Origin of the sequence: Bacillus sp. J14TS2 (genome assembly GCF_018333015.1) — a bacterium.
Classification (GTDB): Bacteria; Bacillota; Bacilli; order Bacillales; family Bacillaceae_C; genus Lederbergia.
This window is the reverse complement of record NZ_BORE01000008.1, coordinates 49868-72721: the sequence shown is the minus strand read 5'-3', so window position 1 is coordinate 72721 and position 22854 is coordinate 49868. Positions and strand designations below refer to the sequence as shown.

17 protein-coding genes are annotated in these 22854 nt (G+C 39.2%); all 17 read left to right on the top strand.

Translation table 11 applies throughout. The features are described 5' to 3' along the window. Positions 1 to 83 precede the first annotated feature (83 nt). The 17 genes from KI375_RS13590 (at position 84) to KI375_RS13510 (ending at position 22768) form a co-directional block, all read left to right on the top strand. Positions 84 to 2372, top strand: a complete 2289-nt coding sequence (locus KI375_RS13590) for an ABC transporter ATP-binding protein (protein WP_212974023.1) — start codon at positions 84 to 86, stop codon at positions 2370 to 2372. Next, positions 2373 to 2921, top strand: a complete 549-nt coding sequence (locus KI375_RS13585) for a DUF1854 domain-containing protein (protein WP_212974022.1) — start codon at positions 2373 to 2375, stop codon at positions 2919 to 2921. 503 nt (positions 2922 to 3424) lie between these two features. Continuing rightward, positions 3425 to 5632 (top strand): ABC transporter ATP-binding protein, encoded by a 2208-nt coding sequence (locus KI375_RS13580; RefSeq protein WP_212974021.1) that lies wholly within the window; start codon positions 3425 to 3427, stop codon positions 5630 to 5632. Between the two features lie 102 nt (positions 5633 to 5734). Continuing rightward, entirely contained in the window at positions 5735 to 5932 is a 198-nt protein-coding gene (locus tag KI375_RS13575) for a YwbE family protein (RefSeq protein ID WP_212974020.1), read from the top strand. Between the two features lie 202 nt (positions 5933 to 6134). Next, a complete protein-coding gene (locus KI375_RS13570) occupies positions 6135 to 7061 on the top strand; it encodes an ArsR/SmtB family transcription factor (RefSeq protein ID WP_212974019.1) in 927 nt (308 codons plus the stop codon). 225 nt (positions 7062 to 7286) lie between these two features. Then, positions 7287 to 9056 carry a glycoside hydrolase family 2 protein gene (locus tag KI375_RS13565; protein ID WP_374706849.1) on the top strand — a complete coding sequence of 590 codons (1770 nt, stop codon included), beginning with the start codon at positions 7287 to 7289 and terminating at the stop codon, positions 9054 to 9056. 117 nt (positions 9057 to 9173) lie between these two features. After that, positions 9174 to 10493, top strand: coding sequence for an ABC transporter substrate-binding protein (locus tag KI375_RS13560; RefSeq protein ID WP_212974017.1), 1320 nt, complete (start codon positions 9174 to 9176; stop codon positions 10491 to 10493). Positions 10494 to 10972: 479 nt separating this feature from the next. Next, entirely contained in the window at positions 10973 to 12289 is a 1317-nt protein-coding gene (locus tag KI375_RS13555; RefSeq protein ID WP_212974016.1) for an ABC transporter substrate-binding protein, read from the top strand. Positions 12290 to 12425: 136 nt separating this feature from the next. Continuing rightward, positions 12426 to 13703, top strand: coding sequence for an ABC transporter substrate-binding protein (locus tag KI375_RS13550; RefSeq protein ID WP_212974015.1), 1278 nt, complete (start codon positions 12426 to 12428; stop codon positions 13701 to 13703). A gap of 73 nt (positions 13704 to 13776) precedes the next feature. Then, positions 13777 to 15330, top strand: coding sequence for an arylsulfatase (locus KI375_RS13545; protein ID WP_212974014.1), 1554 nt, complete (start codon positions 13777 to 13779; stop codon positions 15328 to 15330). A 174-nt stretch (positions 15331 to 15504) separates the two neighbouring features. Further along, a complete protein-coding gene (locus tag KI375_RS13540) occupies positions 15505 to 15642 on the top strand; it encodes a sulfatase-like hydrolase/transferase (protein ID WP_212974013.1) in 138 nt (45 codons plus the stop codon). Between the two features lie 263 nt (positions 15643 to 15905). After that, the gene (locus KI375_RS13535) at positions 15906 to 16547 is read left to right on the top strand and encodes a spore coat protein (protein ID WP_212974012.1); all 642 of its coding nucleotides are present in this window, start codon (positions 15906 to 15908) and stop codon (positions 16545 to 16547) included. 334 nt (positions 16548 to 16881) lie between these two features. Continuing rightward, positions 16882 to 17715 carry a sugar phosphate isomerase/epimerase family protein gene (locus KI375_RS13530; protein WP_212974011.1) on the top strand — a complete coding sequence of 278 codons (834 nt, stop codon included), beginning with the start codon at positions 16882 to 16884 and terminating at the stop codon, positions 17713 to 17715. A 448-nt stretch (positions 17716 to 18163) separates the two neighbouring features. Continuing rightward, on the top strand, positions 18164 to 19225 hold the full coding sequence (locus tag KI375_RS13525) for a GntR family transcriptional regulator (protein WP_244852626.1): 1062 nt from the start codon (positions 18164 to 18166) through the stop codon (positions 19223 to 19225). 159 nt (positions 19226 to 19384) lie between these two features. Further along, positions 19385 to 20722: an ABC transporter substrate-binding protein gene (locus KI375_RS13520; protein WP_212974010.1), complete on the top strand. Its 1338-nt coding sequence runs from the start codon at positions 19385 to 19387 to the stop codon at positions 20720 to 20722. Positions 20723 to 20992: 270 nt separating this feature from the next. Continuing rightward, positions 20993 to 21919, top strand: coding sequence for a carbohydrate ABC transporter permease (locus KI375_RS13515; RefSeq protein WP_212974189.1), 927 nt, complete (start codon positions 20993 to 20995; stop codon positions 21917 to 21919). Positions 21920 to 21931: 12 nt separating this feature from the next. Then, the gene (locus KI375_RS13510; RefSeq protein WP_212974009.1) at positions 21932 to 22768 is read left to right on the top strand and encodes a carbohydrate ABC transporter permease; all 837 of its coding nucleotides are present in this window, start codon (positions 21932 to 21934) and stop codon (positions 22766 to 22768) included. Positions 22769 to 22854: the final 86 nt, after the last annotated feature.

The following is a 22854-nucleotide window of genomic DNA, read 5'->3' as shown; positions in this document are numbered from 1 at the left end:
GCCGTAAAGATTCACTTGAAAAATTGATGAAGAGAATGAGCCGTTAAAAGCCCATTCCGTGTGAGGTGTATGATTGACAAGTAATGAATATATTATCTGATGAATTGAAACCCCTTTTATCGCAAAACGGTATAGGAGAAGAGGAGATCCTAGGTTGGGTGTTTTGTGATCGGGGCATAGATGGCGGTTTTGTCGATACCTATCTGCTTCTGACAAAACACTCACTTTATCGATTATCCAACGCCAATGAAAAGCAAAAGGAAAAGGTTTTTAAAGGATTTCGTGTACTCGATAAAAACCGGAAAAACGAGGTTCCTAATGAAACGCAAAAATTTGATTTAGATCGATTTAAAATAGAAGAAATTGAAAAGATCCATATCGTAAACTTGATCGCCTCTGGCCTTATTGTTATCAAGGATTTTGAGGAGCAGGCGATTGCAGCTGTCACAAATGGACAGATGGCTACTGCGACAAAGTTTGTTTCAACTTTTATGAAATTAAAGAATGATGAACCGATCGATTGGCATGAAGAGGAGGATAAAAGCGTAAAATCCTGTCCTACATGTGGCATGATATATCCCGAAGAGGGACGGCAAATCTGCCCTAAATGCCTGAAGAAAGGGGCAATTTTTACAAGACTATTAGGATTTACGGTCCCACATAAACGGTCTATTTTCTTCATTATTTTATTTATGCTCCTTAACTCAGCAACAGGTCTTGTGATCCCTTATTTTCAAGGTACTGTCCTATTTGACCAAGCATTGGGAGGAACCGGTACGTTTGCGGGGAAAATTACACTCGTAATTTTGCTTATTATCCTCTTCAGAACGTTGTCCTTAGTTTTTGGAATCTTATTTGGAGTGATCAATGCTCGTATGGCCGCGGATATTGTCTTTGATCTAAAGGCAAACATATTTACTTCCATGCAGCGATTGTCTTTGTCATTTTTTCAGAAAAAACAAACAGGTCAATTAATGACAAGGGTAAATGATGATGCAAATGAGCTGCAATTTTTCTTTGTTGATGGTATTCCTTATTTTGTTGTCAATGCAATGAATATTATTGGGGTCACCACCATATTACTGGTGATGGATTGGAAATTGACACTGGTTTGTTTGGTCCCATTGCCATTTGTCGTTTTATTAATCCGCTCTGTTTTTCCGAAATTATGGAGAATGTCCTGGAAAAGGCATAGGAAGGCGAGCGCGATGAATTCCATTATTAGTGATACGGTGCGCGGAGCAAGAATTGTAAAGGCTTTCGGTAAGGAAAAGGTGGAGATTGACCGTTTTCAGGGGGCGAATGTTTCCTTTTCCAATGCTGAACAATCATTTAATAAAATGAATAGTACAGTTTTTCCTATCATCAATATGCTCACTCAGATTGGCGGTGTTTTAATTTGGGCCTTCGGTGGATGGCGAGTGATCGGAGGAGAGTTAACATTTGGAGAAATCATGACCTTTATTACGTATATTTACATGTTATTTGGTCCAGTCCAGTTCATGAATGATATTGCAGGTTGGTGGTCCTACTGCATGTCAGCGGCACAGCGGGTTTTTGAAATTCAAGATGCTGTCCCGGAAATAACCGAAAAGGAAGATGCTCTCCATCTGGAAGAATTCAAAGGGGATATCGACATTTCTAAGATTCATTTTCATTATGAAGCCAATAAACCTATTTTGCGAGATGTATCGTTACAGGCAAAATCGGGACAAATGATTGGCATTGTGGGCCCGTCAGGAGCAGGTAAATCTACGTTGGTGAACTTAATTTCACGAATCTATGAGGTGAATGAAGGAGAAATTAAAATAGATGGGATCAATGTAAAGGATCTAGCAGCTGATACGTTGCGAAAAAATGTTGGAATTGTTTCACAGGAAGTATATGTTTTTATCGGAACGATCGCAGAAAACATTGCTTATGCGAATCCGGAATGTTCCCTTGAGGATATAATTCATGCAGCGAAAGTAGCGAATGCTCATGATTTTATTGAAAGTTTACCAGACGGTTATGATACAGTTGTCGGCACAGGCGGCTATAATCTGTCTGGTGGTGAAAAGCAACGGATCTCGATTGCCAGAGCGATTTTGCATGATCCACAAATTCTAATATTGGATGAAGCGACTGCATCATTAGATACAGAGACGGAACTACAAATTCAAGAAGCTCTAGAGTCATTGGCGAAGGGGAGAACCACTATTGCCATTGCCCATCGTTTATCAACATTGCGAAATGCAGATTATTTATACGTGATGGAAGAAGGAAAGGTTGTTGAAGAAGGAACACATGAAGAATTAATGAAGAACGATGCAATCTATGCGGGCATGGTGAAAAAGTATGAAGAAGCCTTAAAGATGAAAGAGGTGATTTAAATGGAAAAGCTTGATATTGAAACAGATGGTCATGAAAATAAATCAGAGCTAGCAGAAGCAGCCAAAATGAACTATCTAACGAAAGATAATGCATTGTTTGTGGAAAATGATGGCCATATGTTAACGGTTCATATAGATGAAAAGGTATATCCTGCTGCCTATTTATATTGCTCCTTTCCTCATCGAAATAATCGAATTTTTATTTCTGTTAGAACGGATGAGAATGAAGAAATTGGCATTATTAGATCCTTAGATGAATTCCCGAGCGAGACGGTAAGCTTGCTAGAAGATCATATCAACTTACGTTATTTTGCACCAGAGATTACAAAAGTAGATAAAATAACCGAGGAATTCGGTTATTCCTATTGGGAAACCCAAACCACTTCTGGTAACTGCTATTTCACTGTTCGAATGGGGAAAGGAAATGTCATCGCTGTCACCACAACTAAAGTATTAGTTACCGATGTCGATGGCAACCGCTTTATCATAAAAGATATCACCACTCTTACAGACAAAGAATACCGCATGGTCGAAATGTGCATGACGTAAAGAAAAGCGGAAACGCCCGTTCAGCGACGTACAAATTTTCATAGTAAGGATGAACAGCTAAAAACGCGCCGTCCTAGCGGCAGACTCAAACGCGACGTCCTGTCGCTTCGTCTGCACTAGTACCTCCTGTACGTCGCAACGCTGTTCTGACCTACATCCTGTAGGCCTGAGATAAAGGAAACACGGCGAAGCATGAGGCGATGTTGATTTATCGTAGGAAGAAGGCGTAAATTTGCTAGTCGCTGGGTGCTGCAGCTAGACAAAGAAAAGCGGAAGGCGGTTGACTAGGGGCGACAAGCAAATGTTCTTGAACCAAGGAAGGGTGAAGTTCCCTTCAGCGGTTCAAGGTTATTTGACCTCGAGCCCCTACCGCCTGCAGCTAGATAAAGAAAAGCAGCTGATTGGGCTGCTGTACGTAAATAGAAATCTAAGAGTTTGCAGTAATTGAATCTCAAATAAGAAAAACGGAAATATACTGTCTTAATTTATAAGGGAAGGCGATTATGAACTTAATTTATGAACTTTCAAATGAAGATCGATTAGCTGTTCAAAAGGTGATTGGAGAAACGATCCGCTATTGTATACCAGCTGATCTATCTCTAAGTGGGTGGAGAACCAAAGGGTATTTTGTGATTGGTCAGCAAAAATGGGCCTATGTAGAAGCGGGAAAGGTACAAGAAAGTAGTTCTATCTCCGAAGCGTATGATTACAAAGTTGTCCCATTAGTTGGGAATGCTATTCTTGAATCGACTGATGAGCTAGGTAAAAGGATTATTGTCAGAGTGTCGATGGAGCATATCGCTCGGCTTTCCTATATTGCACAAATCTTAAACTATATAGCGACGAATAGTGAAATTCGGATTTATAATGAGGAAGAAGAACGGATTTGTTCGAATTGTGGAAGCAGGCTGCTGCATGGCACAAGAACATGTGCTAAATGTATGAATAAATCGGCAGTGTTAAAAAGATTATTGGGTGTGTCTAAAGCTCATTGGCGTATGATGGTGTTAGGACTATTTATTTTACTTATCACTTCTGCTGTAGCATTAACAGGTCCATATTTCCAAAAGCTGCTTGTCAATTCTGCACTTCAGCCACCAGCAGGACAAAGTCCAAATTTGACCATGTTTTTTGTAGCAATTGGTGGTATTTTGTTTGCCTTAGTTGCAGGAGAACTTCTAAATGTTTCAAAGGGGCGGGTGATGGCCACAGTCAGTTCTACGATTGCCGCTGATTTAAGAAAAATGGTCTATGGAAAAATTCAAAATCTGTCTCTTGGGTTTTTGACCTCCCAGCGAGCGGGCGATTTGATGAACCGGGTGACAGCCGATACGAATCGAATTAGACGGCTCATTCAAGAGGTTTTCACAACAGCGATCTATCAAATCATTGTGCTGATCTCGGTGACAGTCTTATTATTTATGACTGACTGGCGCTTAGCGTTAATCGTGTTATTGCCGGCACCGTTTGTCGCTTATTTACAATTTATGACTTGGCGAGTGATCGTTCGAAGACTATTTCGTAAGCAATGGAAGATTTTTGATAAGGCGAATTCCTATCTTCATGATGTGCTGAGCGGCATTCGAGTGGTCAAGACCTTTGGAAAGGAAGAACGTGAAATCAAACGGTTTAGGCAGTATAATACAGAGTATGCAACAGCAGCCTATAAATCGGAGAAGGTATACAGTATACTCACTCCGATCTCCACGTATCTCCTGCAAATTAGTACGTATTTTGTATTATTAGTTGGGTGTAATATGATTCTCAAGGGTAGCTTGAATCTTGGTGAACTTGTCCAGTTTACCGGATATGCAAGTATGATTTTTGGCCCGCTTGCCTGGCTCATGAATATGCCGAGATGGATTGCGGATGCTGTGATCGCCATTGATCGTATTTTTTCGGTGATTGATGAGGAACCTGAGGTCTTTGACAAGGATAGCTCCATTCGTCATGCTGTTCATGGAACCATTCAATTTCACGATGTAACCTTTGGCTATAAATCATATGAACCTGTTTTAAAAAATATTAATTTTATGATTAAGCCAGGGGAAATGATCGGGCTGGTTGGACATTCCGGTTCTGGAAAATCAACGCTTATTAATCTTGTATCTCGCTTTTACGACGTAAATGAAGGGGAAATTTTAATAGATGGTCATGATATAAAGGCGATTACACAGGAGGATCTCCGTTCTCAAATTGGGATGGTCTTACAGGAGACAATGTTGTTTAGAGGATCAATTATGGAAAATATTCGTTATTCTAAGCCTGATGCCTCGATGGAAGAGGTAATACAAGCGGCAAGAATTGCCAATGCTCATGAATTTATCGTCACCTTACCAGATGGATATGATACATGGCTAGAAGAGAATGGCAATAATTTATCTGGGGGCGAACGGCAACGGATTACCATTGCTCGAGCTGTTCTCCATAATCCGCGCATTCTAATTTTGGATGAAGCAACAGCCTCTCTGGATATTGACACAGAAACGGCCATTCAAGAAGCCTTACAGCGAATCACAAAAAATCGAACAACAATTGCCATTGCTCATAGGCTTTCTACATTAAAGAATGCGGATCGACTTTTCGTTTTGAATAAGGGCGAAATCGCAGAAATTGGTACCCACCAAGAACTAATGCAAAAGCAAGGAATCTACTATGGTTTAATCATGGCTCAACGGAATATGTCAAAAGTGAAAGCCAAAACGGGATAAAGCTTTTCTCGTTGAAGTCACTGTAAGAACAACAAAATGTAAGCAACTAATTCAACCACAACACAACTTGAAGGAAAATAATTGCATAAGAGGATGGATTATATGGACGGAAAAAATCGAACAAATATTTCAACAGGGCAATTGGTAGACATTGTATTAAAAAAAGACCAAGCAACAGGGAAAAGAACACGTGGAATCGTGAAAGATATTCTCACTAACTCCTCATCACATCCACATGGTATTAAAGTCCGCCTTCAGAATGGACAGGTAGGAAGAGTACAGGAAATAGTAAAAGACTAGCGGGGACTGCCCCCCGCTGCGTTAATACGTTAAACACAGCTCATCTTCTCTGTCCTAGAATTCTTTCACAGAGGAGGGGGCTTCTTTTTTTTGAATTAATACATGATTTGTATATGTTTACATATTTTCTGTATATATTATAATAAAGGTATGTATAACCTAGAATAATAGAATAAAGAACTTGTGATTCGGAGGAGTTATCTTGTTAGAACTATCAATGGAAGATCCTAAAAGTCTACAAATAATAGCCCATGCTTTATCCTCAGAGGTACGTCTTCAAATAATGAATCTACTAAATATAGAAAATATGAACGTCAATCAATTAGCTGAAAGCCTTGATATTCCTGTTTCAACTACAGCTGCCCATGTTAAAATATTGGAAAAGGCGGAGTTAATCACAACTGAGCTTCGCCCGGCTAGCAGAGGAGCTATGAAAGTATGTAAACGGAATTTTGATGACGTTCACATCCAATTAAATAATGTAAAGAATTTTATGAAAAGAGATCAAAAAACTTTTGAACTAGAAATGCCGATCGGACAGTATATTGACTATGAGGTTGCACCTACTTGTGGGATGGCTGATCACAATGGAATGATCATCCCGGAGGATGATCCCGTTCATTTTTATAGTCCTGAACGTTCAAAGGCCCAAATTATCTGGACGAGAAAAGGTTACTTTGAATATCGATTTCCACTAGTCATCCCAAAAGAAGCGACGATAAATACGATCCAATTTTCCTTAGAGCTATGTTCAGAAGCTCCTAATCATGATCATAATTGGCCATCGGATATTACAGTATGGATAAATGAAGTTGAGATTGGCACATGGACCAGTCCTGGTGATTTCGGTGATCGCCATGGAAAGCTAAATCCAAAATATTGGAATGAAACAACGAATACACAATATGGTTCATTAAAAACTTGGAAAATCACAAAGGAAAATTCGACTATTGATGAATTCACTCTTTCTAATGTGACGCTTAATGATCTCGATTTATTGGATCGTAAATATTTGTCTTTTAAAATTGGTGTGAAAGATGATGCGGTTCATAAAGGGGGATTTAACTTATTTGGCCATCAATTTGGTGACCATCCCCAAGATATAAGGTTGCTAATAGAGTATTCATAGGAAAAAACTCCCTTTTAAAGAGGGAGTTTTTTATTCAAACAGAAATAGTAAAACAATTCAAAAATAACCTTGACACTAGGAAAATGAAAGCGTATTCTATGTGTTGTATACAATAAAACAGTATTAAAACAGTTTAAATGTATTTTATTCTGTTTTAGACGATGAGAATTTGGAGATTGATAGTATCAGAGTAAAGATAATTTAAGGGGAGGAATGGAGATGACGATGGTAAAAACGTATCAACGAACAGAATACCCGAGACCACAATTTCAGCGGCAATCATGGATGAATTTAAATGGCACGTGGAAGTTTGCTTTTGATGATCATAATATTGGTGAAAAAGGCTCATGGCATGACAAGCCTTCTTTTTCGACAGAGATACAAGTCCCGTTTACATATGAAACAAAGGCGAGTGGAATCGGGGAGCAGAAGTTTCATCCATATATTTGGTATCAAAGAACATTTGATATCCCGAAAAGTGAGGTAGGTAAGAGTGTTATTCTCCGATTTCAAGCCTCTGATTATGTCACCAAAGTATGGGTGAATGGGGTTTATGTCGGTAAGCATGTAGGAGGATATGCTGCGTTTGCTTTTGATATTAGTCATGCGATCGATCCTACCAAAGAAAACGAACTAGTCGTGAAAGTAGAAGATAGTCAAAGCTGTTATCAGCCTAGAGGAAAGCAACGCTGGACAGATGAAAACTTTGGGTGCTGGTATGTACAAAATACTGGGATTTGGCAAACCGTGTGGCTCGAATTTCTGAGTGAAGAAAACATTGAAAAAGTGAAGATGACACCAAATATTGATACAAAATCTGTTGCGTTTGACTATAAACTGCATGGAGAACTGCTGGAAGATTTAAGACTTGAGACGACCATTACATTCTCGGGAAAAAAGGTGAAGCAATTTTCGATAATTCCTGATCGTTCCAATTTTCGCTTTGAAGTGGACATCGCTTCTGACATACATGAATGGAAAATATTTCACTGGACACCGGAGCATCCAAATTTGTATGATGTAAATTTTCGTCTGTATCTGGGTGGAGACCTTGTAGATGAAGTAGATTCCTATTTTGGGATGAGGAAAATCTCGATCAAAAATGGGCAAGTGCTGTTAAACAATTTTCCAATCTATCAAAAGCTTCTATTAGACCAAGGCTATTGGACAGACACAATGCTCACTCCTCCGTCTGATGAAGCGATGATTGAGGATATTGAAAAAACTTTGCAGATGGGTTTTAACGGCGTGCGAAAGCATCAAAAGATTGAGGATGAACGATTTTTATATTGGTGTGATAAAAAGGGATTATTGGTTTGGTCCGAGATGGCTGCGACCTATGAGTTTTCCGATGAGGCGATTGAGAACTTCACAAAGGAATGGCTAGAGATTGTACAACAGCATTATAATCATCCTTCGATCATTACTTGGGTGCCGTTTAATGAATCTTGGGGAGTATCCGATATTCTCACAGAGGAAAAGCAACAAAAGTTTACAGAGGCTATTTATTTTGTAACAAAATCAATTGATTCTGAACGTCCAGTTATTACCAATGACGGATGGGAGCATACGATTTCCGATATTATCGCCTTGCATGATTATGAAGAACTAGGAGAAGTATTTTACGAGCATTATAAGGACAAGGATCGAATTCTTAGCAATGAAACGACTGCTAACCATCATAAATATGCATTTGCGGAAGGCTATCAATATAAAGGACAACCTGTCATGCTGACGGAATACGGTGGGATTGCCTTTAAAGATGAAAGCGGCTGGGGCTACGGGAACAAAGTGGATACAGAGGAAGCATTTTTAAAGCGCTACCGAGAAATGACCGATGCAATTAAGGCAATTCCTTATATCAGTGGATATTGCTATACCCAAACAACAGATGTTCAACAAGAGATTAATGGATTACTAGAGGAAGATCGAACACCGAAAATTGCGCTAGAAAAGATTAAAGAGATTAATGATGCACGTAGGCCAAATCGGTAGTTATTACCAATTAGGATAGCTATTAAATCTAATTACACTATCATCCAATGGTCGTGGTTTTAGGGAGAGTTGTCTGCATGAGTATTTTCAAATTAATGTAACCGGAGGATGATATGGATGAAAAAAGTTGGCTGGCTTGGCGTCCTGTTCATATTGCTAGTCACTGTCTCAATGGCTGGATGCCAGAACGAGGAGGTAGGCAACGAAACAAAGGAAATAGGCAAGGATGTTTTGGAGGAACCTGTGACGATCACAATTATGGGGTCAGCGATGATGGTGGATGATGACATGATTGATGAATTCTTCAAACCGATCATAGATAAATACCCAAACGTATCTCTCAAGGCAACAAGTGATTCGATAGAGGATATGGTCGCAGCAGGGAAAGTGCCTGACATGATTATTACTAGTAATCCCAGTTTGTACGATAATATCGAGAAAGAGTTGGCTGGTGACATGTCGGAATTTTTTGAAAGCCAAAACATTGATTTAAGCCGTTTTAATCCAGCTATTGTGGAGGACTTAGCGCAGCATGGGGAGGTCTTTGACACACCAGACGCTATATATGCAATGCCCCTGTCGCTGAATTACGGTGTTTTGATGTATAACAAAGATATCTTCGACACGTTCGGTGTGGATTATCCCGAGGCAGGCATTACTTGGGACGACGTTATTGATTTGGCTAGGAAAACGACGGGTATGCGGGATGGAATTGAGTATATTGGGCTGGATCCAGGATGGATACACGAGCTCTTCCGTGCCCATTCTTTATCGTATGTCGATGACAACGGCCAAGTTGATTTGATGACTGACGGGTTTAAGGAAGTCATGGATGTGTTTGATCAAGCATATAGTATCCCTGGAATGATTGGTCAAAATGAAGAGAATTATGGATATGGAGGAATGGGTATCTTTATCGAGGAACGTCGCTTAGCCATGTTCCCAGCCTGGGTAACGATGGTAACGGAGAATATTCCATTAATGGAGGAATCCGGATTAAATTGGGATATTACCTCTTTTCCAACATTTACTGGCACACCTGAATTTGGCCGAAATATTGATTATCATGCTATTATCATCCCAGAAACTGCGGAAAATAGAGAAGCCGCCTTACATGTCGCGGCCGAAATGGTAACGGAAGAGGCACAACTGTATTTAAGCAAGGAAGTGAATCGGGTGACTGTACTGGACAACCCGGAAATCCGTGAGTCATACGCCACTGGCTCAAATGCGTATGAAGGGAAACATTTACAGGACATTTTCACTGTTGACCCGTCACTCGACCGCAAACCCTCTCCGTATAACCAAGAACTTGACGAGCTTATGATGGACCTAAGAAGGAAATTGGCTGTGGAAAATAAGGATGTGAACACAATTTTGCGTGAGGCTCAGGAAGAAGCGGAAACCCTTGCTAAAGAGTTTGAAAAGAATCATTAGCATAGGGTATAAACCTTGTATATTTCAATACAAGGAACGAGCGTCTAAGCGGGTGGGAGAGATTCCTGTTGTCAAGGTTATATCCAGCTTTTCTAAAAAACGTAGCATTGCCAGTGTAAATTGTAATGAACTTATCTCTGTATGGAGCTATGGAAATCGGCGATACAGGGAGTGTTCCTATAGAAAAATAGTGGATGCTTACATAAGTGGGTATTACTATACCCGAACACCGAAGATTGCGCTAGAAAAGATTAAAGAGAATAATGATGCCCGGAAGCCAAATCATTAGTTATTACACAATTAAAATAGCTGTTAAATTTCACATTTAATTTGATATTTTTAATCATCCCCCACAGTAATGAAGTCGGTATCCAAAAGCAAGGAAATCCTATTCATATACACTACCATCCAATGGTCGTGGTTTAGGGAGATTTGTCGCATCGAATATTTTCAATTTATTATAACGGAGGATGATATGGATGAAAAAAGTTGGCTGGCCTGGCGTCCTGTTCATATTGCTAGTCACTGTAATGGCTGGATGCCAGAATGAGGAGGTTGACAACGAGACAAAGGAGATAGGCGAGGATGTTTTGGAAGAGCCTGTGACAATCACGGTCATGGGTGAAGTGATGTTACTGGAGGATGACGTACTCGCTGAATTCTTCAAACCGGTAACGGATAAGTACCCGAATGTATCCTTTGAGAAAACGAGCCATTCCCTAGAGGATATGGTCGCAGCTGGTCAAGTGCCTGACATGATTATTACTAGTAATCCTAATTTATACAACCATGTTGAGGGAGAGACGGCTAGCGATATGTCGGAATTTTTCGCTAGCCAGAACCTCGATTTAAGTCGTTTTAATCCAGCCATTGTGGCGGATTTAGAACAGCAGGCGGAGATTTTCGATACACCAGATGCTATATACGCAATGCCCTTATCATTGAATTATGGTGTCTTGATTTATAATAAAGATATCTTCGACCTGTTCGGTGTAGACTATCCCGAAGCTGATCTCACTTGGGACAATGTGATCGAATTGACTAGGAAGGTGACCGGAACACGGGATGGCGTTGATTATCTCGGAGTAGATCCGCGATGGATACATGCGCTCTTCCGTGCCCATTCCTTGTCTTATGTTGACGACAATGGTGATGTGGATATGATGACAGATGATTTTAAGGAAGTTATAGATGTATACGCACAAGTGTACAGTATCCCTGGGATGGTCGGTCAGAATGAAGAGAATTATGGATATGGCGGGATGGGTGCCTTTATGGAAGAACGACGATTGGCAATGATTCCTGTCTGGGTAACGGAGGTAACGGAGAACATTCCAACAATGGAGGAAGTTGGGTTAAATTGGGATATTACTTCCTTCCCTTCGTTTGTCAGTACGCCGGGGCTCGGTCGGAATGTTGATTATCATGCAATTGTCGTTCCCGAGACTGCCAAGAATAGGGAGGCTGCCTTGCATGTTGCGGCCGAAATGGTGACAGATGATGCACAACGGTATTTAAGCGAGGAAGTGAACCGAGTGACTGTGCTGGACAACTCGGATATCCGCGAATCGTACGCCGCTGGTTCAAATGCGTATGAAGGGAAACATTTACAGGATATTTTCACTGTTGACCCGTCGCCCGATCGTAAGCCCTCTCCGTTTAACCAAGAACTTGATGAGATTATGATGGATCTTAGGAAGAAATTGGCTGTGGAAAATAAAGATGTGAATACGATTTTGCGTGAGGCTCAGGAAGAAGCAGAAACCCTTGTAAAAGAATTTAAAAAGAATCAATAGCAGGGCATAAATCTTACTCGTCGGACTTGTTTTTCAATGGCTTGGAAGATGCGTTCTAAACCCTATGAATCAAAGGATTAATCGCTTATAACTATAGAAAGTTGGACGATATGCTTTTGAAAATGGAGGTTAGAAGATGAATCGGTTTTCCTTAAATATTTGTTTATCGTTAATAATATTACTTATTCTTGGTGCATGTTCCAAACAAGAAAATGCTAATTCTAATAAGAGTGAAGATAATGGAGATATTACGCTAATTTGGTCAACTGATAATCCAGATCGCTATAACGATGCAAAAGAAGCCATTGAAGAAAAATTCCCCCATATTAAAATTGAATTTCATAGCATAGCTCAGAGTAGGGAAGGTATAGAGGAAATGCTTGCGGCACAAGTTCATCCTGATATTATCGAGGTGTTTAATGCTTCTAAGGTATCACTCTATATGGAATCGCAGTTAGTATATGATATGGATGAATTAGTGGAGGGACATGGATTTGATCTAGAACGAATTGAACCCGGCTTGTTGTCGCGTATTCGTTCGTATGCCCCTAACCAAGAATTATATTTACTTCCTTATGAGCCTGATCTTTTAGCTCTTTTTTACAACAAAGGAATATTTGATCTATTTGGTGTTGAATATCCTACCGATGGTATGACATGGGATGAAGTACTTGATCTGGGTAGACAGCTAACCAGGGAATATGATGGTACCCAATATTATGGTTTGGAAATATGGAATCCATTCTTTGTGGGAGAAGCATATGATATTACTTATGTTGATCCGGAAACGGATGAACCAATATTTGCTGACTCACAAGGTTTAAAAGCTGGATTTGAAGTATATAGAGATATGCGACAAATACCTGGGAATGAAGCACCTCCATGGGTGTTAGAGGGACAGACGGCGATATCCGCTCGTTTTAAAGATGTCGGACCATTACTTCGAGTGGAAGAAGAAACAGGATTGGACTGGGATTTGGTGTCGTGGCCGACCTTTGAGGATCGACCAGAAATAGCCCCTGTTCAAGGTGGATCAGCCCTTGGTGTTGCTGCAACGAGTGAACACAAAGATGAGGCTTTTGAAGCAATTGCTTATCTTTTATCAGATGAATATCAAACAGAGCAAGTAAGACTGGGCTTAAGTACGCCTTTAGCCAATGAAGAGATTCAAAATCAAATTTACGCTGATGAACCTCGCATGGCTGATAAAAATACTGGGGCATTTTTTTACAACTCGTATAATGGTGGACCAGAACAAAGATCTATCTATGATTATGCACTTGATGGTTCATTTAGAGGTGATTTAATTGAAGAGTTGGCTAATGGGAATCGCAGTGTTTCAGAAATTTTAAGAGAATATGAAGAGCGAGTTAGGGAAGTTATCGAGGAACAAAAGGGCTGGTTGGAGAACTGATTCCATTTTCATAAAAAATAAAGAGTATCGCAAAAAGGCTAATTTTTAAGAAAACAAGTTTGGAGGGGTGGAAATGGCTGCAGAAAAACCAAATATTATAATGATACTAGCCGATGATTTAGGATTCTCCGATTTGGGGAGCTTCGGAAGTGAGATTCAAACGCCTAACTTAGACGGACTTGCTGAAGATGGATTAAGATTAACACAATTTTATAATTCAGCACGTTGTTGTCCAAGTCGGGCATCGTTGTTAACCGGATTATATCCACATCAAGCTGGTGTCGGAGAAATGACAGAAGACTATGAAACTCCTGGTTATCGTGGATTTCTAAAGGATCAATGTGTGACGATTGCCGAGGTGTTAAAGGAAGGTGGATATCATACGTATCTATCTGGAAAATGGCATGTCGGGGAAAAGGGACCAATAGAGCGAGGCTTTGACGATTTTTATGGAATGCTAGGCGGATTTACAAGTTTTTGGGATCAAAAAGACTATTCTCGCTTACCTGAAAATCGACCAAAACGACAATATAACGAAGGAGAATTTTACGCAACAGATGCAATTACTGATTATGCACTAGATTTCCTTGAGGATTCGCGTTCGGACGATCAGCCATATTTTCTTTATCTATCTTATAATGCACCTCATTTTCCACTCCAAGCACCAAAGGAGGAGATTGCCAAATATGAAAGGGTTTACGAAAAAGGCTGGGATCGAATTCGAGCAGATCGATTAGAACGAATGAAGAAGTTAAAGATTGTTGGAGAAAATACATCATTAACACCTCGGTCAGAATACTGGGATCGAGATCGGGCTATCCAAGGTCCGAACCCTGCGTGGGACTCGATTGATCCTGATCGACAAAAGGATTTAGTGAAACGAATGGCCATTTATGCGGCGATGATTGACCGGATGGATCAAAATATCGGACGAGTTATAGAGGATTTACGAGAAAATGGTGAACTGGAAAATACTCTGATTTTATTTTGTTCTGACAATGGGGCATGTGCGGAGTGGGATCCATGGGGATTTGATAATTGGATCACAACCTCTAACTTTTTACATCGAAAAGCAGATCTAGATAAGATGGGAGGACCTGATTCTTACCATAGTTATGGTTCGGGCTGGGCAAACGCATGTAGCACGCCCCTTCGGTTGTATAAACACTATGGACACGAAGGTGGGATTAGTACACCATTGTTAGCCCATTGGCCTGAGGTTATTAAACGTCAAGGAGAGATTGATCACCAACCTGGTCATTTCATTGATATTATGGCCACATTGGTTGATATTACAAATGCTTCCTATCCAGAGCACTATAGAGGTCATCAAATTCTGCCAATGGAAGGGGATAGTTTAGTACCTGTCTTTTTGGGAGAGGGAAGGGAAGAGCGGACGTTTTGTTTTGAACATGAGCAACATTGCGGTGTGCGAAAAGGCCCGTGGAAACTATCAAAAATTAAAGAAGGAGATTGGGAGCTTTATAATATCGATGATGACCGGACCGAACTGCATAATTTACGAGATCAGCATCCAGAACTTGTGAGCGAATTAAAAGGAATCTGGGAGACATGGGCTGAGCGGACAGATGTCTATCCGCGGAGAGTGATGAGTAGGGAATCCTAACTGTATTGTACCGAATCTACGATGTAAATGAACATGTTCATACACGATGATGGGCATGTTCATTTAACTATACTAACCATTGTAGATCTTTAGTAGCTTTTAGTATCATGTAAGAATTACTTAATTTTAAAGCATAAGCAGTATATTAGACTACACATATAGGGAGGAAGGAAAATGGAACAACCAAATATTCTTTGGATATGCACGGATCAGCAACGTTTCGATACACTCGGTTGTTACGGAAATGAATTTGTTCGTACGCCAAATATTGACAGATTAGCAAAAAGTGGTGTGTTATTTGAACAATTATAGAACTTGAACGGAATCTACTTAGATGGTAAATGGAGAATGAAGATGATTTCCCAATGAATACAACCGTAACTCTAAACGATCGAAACAGATATGAAGAAAAGACAAGTACATAAGGAAAGCTTTTATTCTAAGGAAAATCATATTATCAACCAATCGGGGCAGCCTCTCTTATAGAGAAGTTGGCCCGTTCCTTTTTAGAAACGGATAGTTTTTGACAAATGGCTCATACTATCTCAAGTAAACCAAATTTAGGAGGTATTAGAATGGAATTCCAACAGCCGCAAAATAATCAAAACGTTGAAACAGGAGCCGTTTCACCACAAATGAACCATGGTGGTCACGAGATGTTCGATGTACACGAGGTGTTGTCTGGTGTAATTAACACAATGAACACGTATACGATGCTAAGTGAACATGTACAAGATCAGGAGCTTCGCGATATTCTAGAGCGTCAAAAGCAATTTATGGCAGATGAGTATAACACCACTTTAGAATGTTTTCAATCAGGACAAGATCCTGCTAAACCTACGCAAAGTTACAAGATGAATCAAGGAAATAATTTTACTTATGGAATGCAACCAACAAGTCAACCACAAAAACCAATGCAATCTGCTACAGAACTTAATGATGAAATGATAGCGCTTAGCATGTTAAACGCTGTTAAATCAGGTGCTCCTGTTAAAACAGCTGCCGCAATGGAAACGACAAACCCGGTCGTTCGTCGTGTGCTTGCTGATTCTCTACCAAACTGTATTGAAATGGCCTATGAAATATCTCTTTACCAAAATAAGCACGGTTACTATCAGGTACCGCAGTTGTCGCAGCAAGATATGCAAAAAATCCAGAATGGATATGCTCCAGCACAAGTCCAACCGCAAATGCCTGGAAATAATCCAACTCACTAATTTTAAAGACTAGAGAATGAAGTGCCAATAGAAAAGGCCGCTTTCCTTTACCGGAAGTGGCCTTTTTCCATTGAAACCTTGCGGAAACAGAGATTATGCTCTAATCAAATGGCAGTAAAACCTCCACTTTGCCAATGATGGCAAGATTTCTAGATTATTGAAAAGTTAAAAGTGCTGCAAAGCTAAGGACTGAAAACTTCGTCTATATCCAATTTTATACTAACTATAGTATATACATGAACTGATTAATCTAATATCTTCAATTTTAAATAAACTCACTGATAATGTTGGGCGCTTATTCTAAATAACATGACTTGAAAAGAGGCGATTTATAATGTGGAAGAAAAAACTATGTCTTGCTACATCAGACTGCTTCGAATTGTCTACGAATGAACAAATAAAAACGTTTGCTAACATCGGATTTGATGGATTCTTTACGGGATGGCAAGCAGATTCTCCGCTGGAAGAATGGGTAAATACCGCTAAAGAAACAGGTATGATCTATCATTCCATCCATGCCCCATTCGGACGTTCCGCCGATATGTGGGGCGATAATGAAGAGAGTGGTCAAGTAGCACTGGAAGAGTTATTAGCTTGTCTGGAAGATTGCAAGCGATGGGAAATTCCAATCATGGTGGCACATGCCTTTATTGGCTTTGAAGATCACACCCCCACACAGATCGGTTTAGAACGTTTTGGGCAACTTGTCCAGTCAGCTGAAAATAGTGGTGTCAAAATTGCTCTTGAAAATACCGAAGGAGAAGAATATCTATTTGCACTCATGGAAGAGTTCGCTGATCATCCAGCAGTTGGCTTCTGCTGGGATTCCGGTCATGAAATGTGCTATAACCATTCACAGGATCTGCTTGCTCGTTTCGGCGACCGCCTGCTCATTACCCACCTAAACGATAATCTTGGCATTCGTGACTACAATGGGAAAACTACATGGATAGATGATCTCCATTTACTACCATTTGATGGGATCGCTGACTGGGATTATAATGTTGAGCGATTAAAAAAATGCGACTTTGACGATATCCTTACCTTTGAATTGACCAGAAACTCCAAGCCAGACCGTCATGAGAACGACCTATACAAAAAAATGGAGCCCGTCGAATATCTTACAGAAGTATATAAGCGCGCCTGCCGGATCGCTGCCAAATTTTAAAACATGTCTCTAACTGATGGTCTATGACTTTTATTTATTGAGGAAATAGATTTTTTACTTGACTCTTACAAAAACTTCGTCATCAAATCTTGCTTTGTCATCTGAAAACTTAATCGATTGGAAGGAAGTGGGATATGTATACCGAAATGATAATTGTTATTAATTTATTGAAAAAATGACAGTGATTTATATTTTCGGATAAAACATTTACGATTAAATCAGCCTATGATAAATTTTAAGTCAGGAATAGAAAGGTAACTCTTAGTTCTTTCACCATACGATTTCTCAATGAAAATACCATTACTATATATACCCAAGCGCATTTTTTATAAGATATCTACCCTAAAATGTAACTTCATCATCAAAGAATGGACAAATACATTGTTAGTATATAAGATATAGTTAGTATAACAATAGGCTTGGGTGATGACTTATAAAAAATATACCTTTGTATCAACAGATAAAAGAATATATTAAAGAACAGATTCAATCTGGAGAATTGCGATTAGGAGATTTGGTTTTTTCTGAAAAGGAGTTAATGGAAAAGTTCCATGTGAGTCAAATTACAACAAAGAATGCACTTAATGGACTTGCAGAGGAAGGAATTGTAGAGAGAATTCGTGGGAAGGGTACATTTGTAGCAGAAAGCGACTTTCTAAAAGAGTCAAACCCATCTGTGATGAGTCCAGAGGATTACTCCAATGGGATAGTGGGGCTTATATTGCCTAGTATGAAAACAAAGATCGAACAAGAATTAGTTAACTATATTGAGTTGTATGCATCGAAGTATAAGTATAATTTAATGGTTAAAATTACGAGAGAGTCACAGTTTGAGGAAAGCAATGCAATTAAGACGTTTAAAGAATTGGGAGTTAAAGGACTTATCATTTTTCCAACTGAAAAGGAAGTATATAATGAGTCGATCCTCAGACTTTCATTGGATAAATTCCCATTCGTGTTAATTGATCGGTATTTAGAAAATATTAGGACCTACAGTGTTTCTTCCGAAAATGAAAAAGGGACAATTGAAGTGATTTCTTATTTAATTCGCAAAGGCCATCAAAATATTGGCTTGATTTCACCACTAATTACAAATACTGTTACAAATGAGAGATCAATTGGTTTCGAACGAGCCTTCTTAAAAAATGATTTGGTTGTAAATAAAAATTTATGGTTATTATTGAACTTTAATAAAATTTCCATCGAAGAAACCCCGTTATTAATTAAGAGGTTTTTGATGAGCAATCCAGATATTACTGCGCTTTTTATTATGAATGCAGAATTAGCACGCTATACAAATATAGCCGTGGAAAGGATAAAGAAAGAATCTGCCAGGGAGATTGAAATCATATCCTTTGACTATTCAGGAATTGAGGGTGTTTCTTATATTCAACAGGATATTGAAGAATGCAGCAAACAAACAATAGAACTATTACAAGAGCAACTTACGGGGGATTATCGGCCAAGAAGAGTCTTTGTCCCGGTTAAGTTTATCAATGAGCTATTTTAATCATCTCACCGCCTTTTACCTAATAAGCTATCTATTAGGTATTTTTTTATACCCAAAATAATATAGTTAATCTATTTTATACTAAATATAGTATATATTTTGTTCTGGCAACCTAATAATATAGTAAATGTAAGTGATTACATTTCTAGGGGGTCAAATATGAAAAGGGTTAGAAATGGGTTATTTGTACTTGTTCTGAGTGCGTTTCTCTTTGTCGCGGGATGCAGTAGTAACTCGAGTAATTCAGGAGGAGAATCAGAGAAAAAGGGAGAAACAATTGAATTATCATTTATGGGACACGGAAATCCGGATGAGAAGAAAATTTTCCAATCTGTGATTAAATCTTTCGAAGAAAAATATCCAAATGTGAAGGTAAAGTATACGAGTGTTCCGCCTGCAGAATATTCGCAAAAACTCTCTACATTAATTGCATCTGGTAAACAACCTGATGTGTATTATGCTGCTGGACCTGAATTCGCCCGATTCGCTGGCGCTGATCAACTATTAAATTTACAAACATATCTTGATCAAACAGACATTTTTAACCCGGACAATGTTTGGGATCAGGCATTAGACAGATATCGATATAATGGTTCAACAGTAGGCGAGGGAGATTTATATGGCTTGCCAAAAGATGTGGGACCATGGGCAATGGTCTACAACAAAGACTTATTTGATGAAGCTGGGGTAGAGTATCCATCTAAAGAGGTTGGAGAATGGACATGGAATGACATGTTAGATGCTGCGTTAAAATTAACAAAAGATACAAAAGGTGATGGGAAAACGGATCAATTTGGGATCGCGGGTTTTCCTTTAGAAAATGCTGTTTGGGGTAATGGAGCGGATTTTATAGACTATGATACGGGTGAGGCAAAAATTGATACACCCGAATTTATCGAAGCGATGCAATTTGTCGCAGATTTAAGTCAAAAGCATAAAGTATCACCATCCCAAGAAGCGGAAGAAGCGCAAAATTCCTACACAAGGTTTGTATCTGGAGGAGTGGCAATGTTCGCAATGGGCCCTTGGGATCAACCAAGTTTTTGGGAATTGCCATTTGGCTGGGATTTAGCACCTTGGCCAGCTAGTCCTAATACGGGGGAAACGGCAACTTGGCTTGGCTCTATGGGATTTGTTATTTCCAAAAAAACAGAACATCCTGATGAGGCGTTTGCTCTTGCTTCCTACTTATCATTGGATGAAGACGGACAAAGGCAATTTATGGAGTTAGGACAACAAGTACCAAACCTAAAGAGTCTAGCAGAAGACGAATTTTTAAATATGGATCAGGCTCCAGAAAACCGTCAAGAGTTTATTAATATTATTGAGGATTATGGTAAACCAAACAACGGTTGGAGATCACCAGATGTTCAGTGGCTTGATTATTTTAATCAGGAAGCAGCAAAGGTCTGGAACGGAGAAATGTCTGTCGAGGATTGGGTTAAACAAGCTAAACCTAAAATGGAGGAACTGTACAAAAAGGGAAACTTGAAGTGATCCAATAAAGTGGCTGGGGAATAAAGAATGCGTTTGCAAATGGGCGGTTTGCTATTTAGGCAAATTACCTTTTCCCAGCCCTTTCATTCTTTTTGTAAAAGCTCAAAAGTCGGCTTTTACACATAATTAATGAAGTTTAGCGGTTTTTACAAAGTTAGTAGCTCTTTTCTTGGGTGGTAAACATTTCCAATTTCTCGTTATTAAAAATGATCATTAACGTTTAAGAAAAGAGCCTAAACAAAAGGAGGGAGAATTTTGAGTGAGTTGCTTATGGAGACCAAGAAAAAGGTCCCTTCCAAACAAAACCGTTCTAAAATTCCCGGATATAAAAAGAAAGAGATCATGTGGGCTTATTTATTTGTTGCAGCTCCAGTAATTGGTTTTTTCTTATTTGGATTGATTCCTACCATTTGGTCAATTGGTTTAAGCTTTACTGAATGGGATCTAATTAATAAACCTACGTTTGCAGGAGTAGGTAATTATAAAGAACTTCTCGGAGACGAAAAGGTCTTTAAATCTATTTATAATACCATCTTCCTCATGATTGGAATCCCAATTGGGATGATCCTCTCATTAATATTGGCCGTTATGATGAACAGAAAGATCAGAGGGATTAGCGTTTTTAGAGCGATCTATTATATTCCGGTTATCACTCCAATTATTGCTGTTTCACTTGTTTGGCAGTGGATTCTTAATTATGATTTTGGACTTTTAAATAATATGCTTTGGGAATGGTTCGGAATACAAGGTCCTAACTGGCTAGGAAGTGCATCTTGGGTAAAACCAGCGCTCATCATTATTGGCGTTTGGACAGGATTGGGAAGTAATATGATTCTTTATCTAGCAGGACTTCAATCTATTCCAAGTTCTTATTATGAAGCAGCGGAAGTGGATGGGGCGAATATTTACCAAAAGTTTGTAAAGATTACTTTTCCTTTGTTATCACCTATTCATTTCTTTGTTCTTGTTATGGGAGTAATCGGGGCGTTTCAGTCTTTCAGTCAAATTTATGTTCTCGCTAATGACGGAGGCCCTGAATATAGTGCGGCTACGATTGTATTCTATATTTTTGAACATGGTTTTAAATATTACAATATGGGATATGCCAGTTCGATTGCATGGATACTAGGTGTGATTGTCTTTATTGTAACGTTAATCCAATTCAAATTATCTAAACACTGGGTTTATGAAGGATAGGAGGGTGAAGGTATGAGAAGTGAAAAAATTATTAATATTTGGGCCTTTGCTATACTGTTAGTTGGATCAGTGGCGATGCTCGTACCTTTTGCTTGGTCAATCTCTACCTCATTAAAAGATCAAAAAAATATATTTCAAATGCCACCGCAATGGATTCCCGACCCAGCAACGTTTCAACATTATATCGATGTCTGGAAGGAAGTCCCGCTGTTCAGTGGATTTACCAATACACTTATCGTTGTCATTTTTGTATTGGTGATTGGCATTTTTACCTCCACGATGGCTGCTTATGCTTTCGCTAAAATTGCCTTTCCTTTTAAAGAAACGATTTTTTTAGCGCTATTAGGTACGATGATGATTCCTTTTGCAGTCGTGATGATTCCACAATTTATTATGTTTTCTAAATTGAATTGGGTGGATACTTTGTTACCTTTAATTTTACCAGGTCTATTTGGCAATATTGTGATCGTGTTCTTTTTAAGACAATTTTTACAGAGTGCCTTGCCTGATGAATTAATTGATGCATCCAAAATAGATGGTAGCGGTTTTATCCGGACTTTTTTTACTATTGTTATACCTGTCGCCAAACCGGCTATTGCGGCCCAAGCGGCATTAGGTTTTATGGGAATTTGGAATGACTTTCTCGGTCCATTAATTTATTTGCATTCTCCAGAGAAACAAACCTTACAGGTCGTAATCGCATCAATGCAGGCACAGTATATGGGCTCTTCAAATTATCCATTGATATTGGCTGCATCCATTATATCCATGATTCCATGTGTGATCATCTTTTTGGCAGCACAAAAGCATTTTGTTCAATCATTGGCGATCAGTGGTATAAAAGGATAGTTAAAGAGGATGTTCAAAAAGTAAGGATCAAGTGGATGAACAGCTAAGTTCGCGTCGTCCTGACCAATGCCCTGTTGGCCTAAATC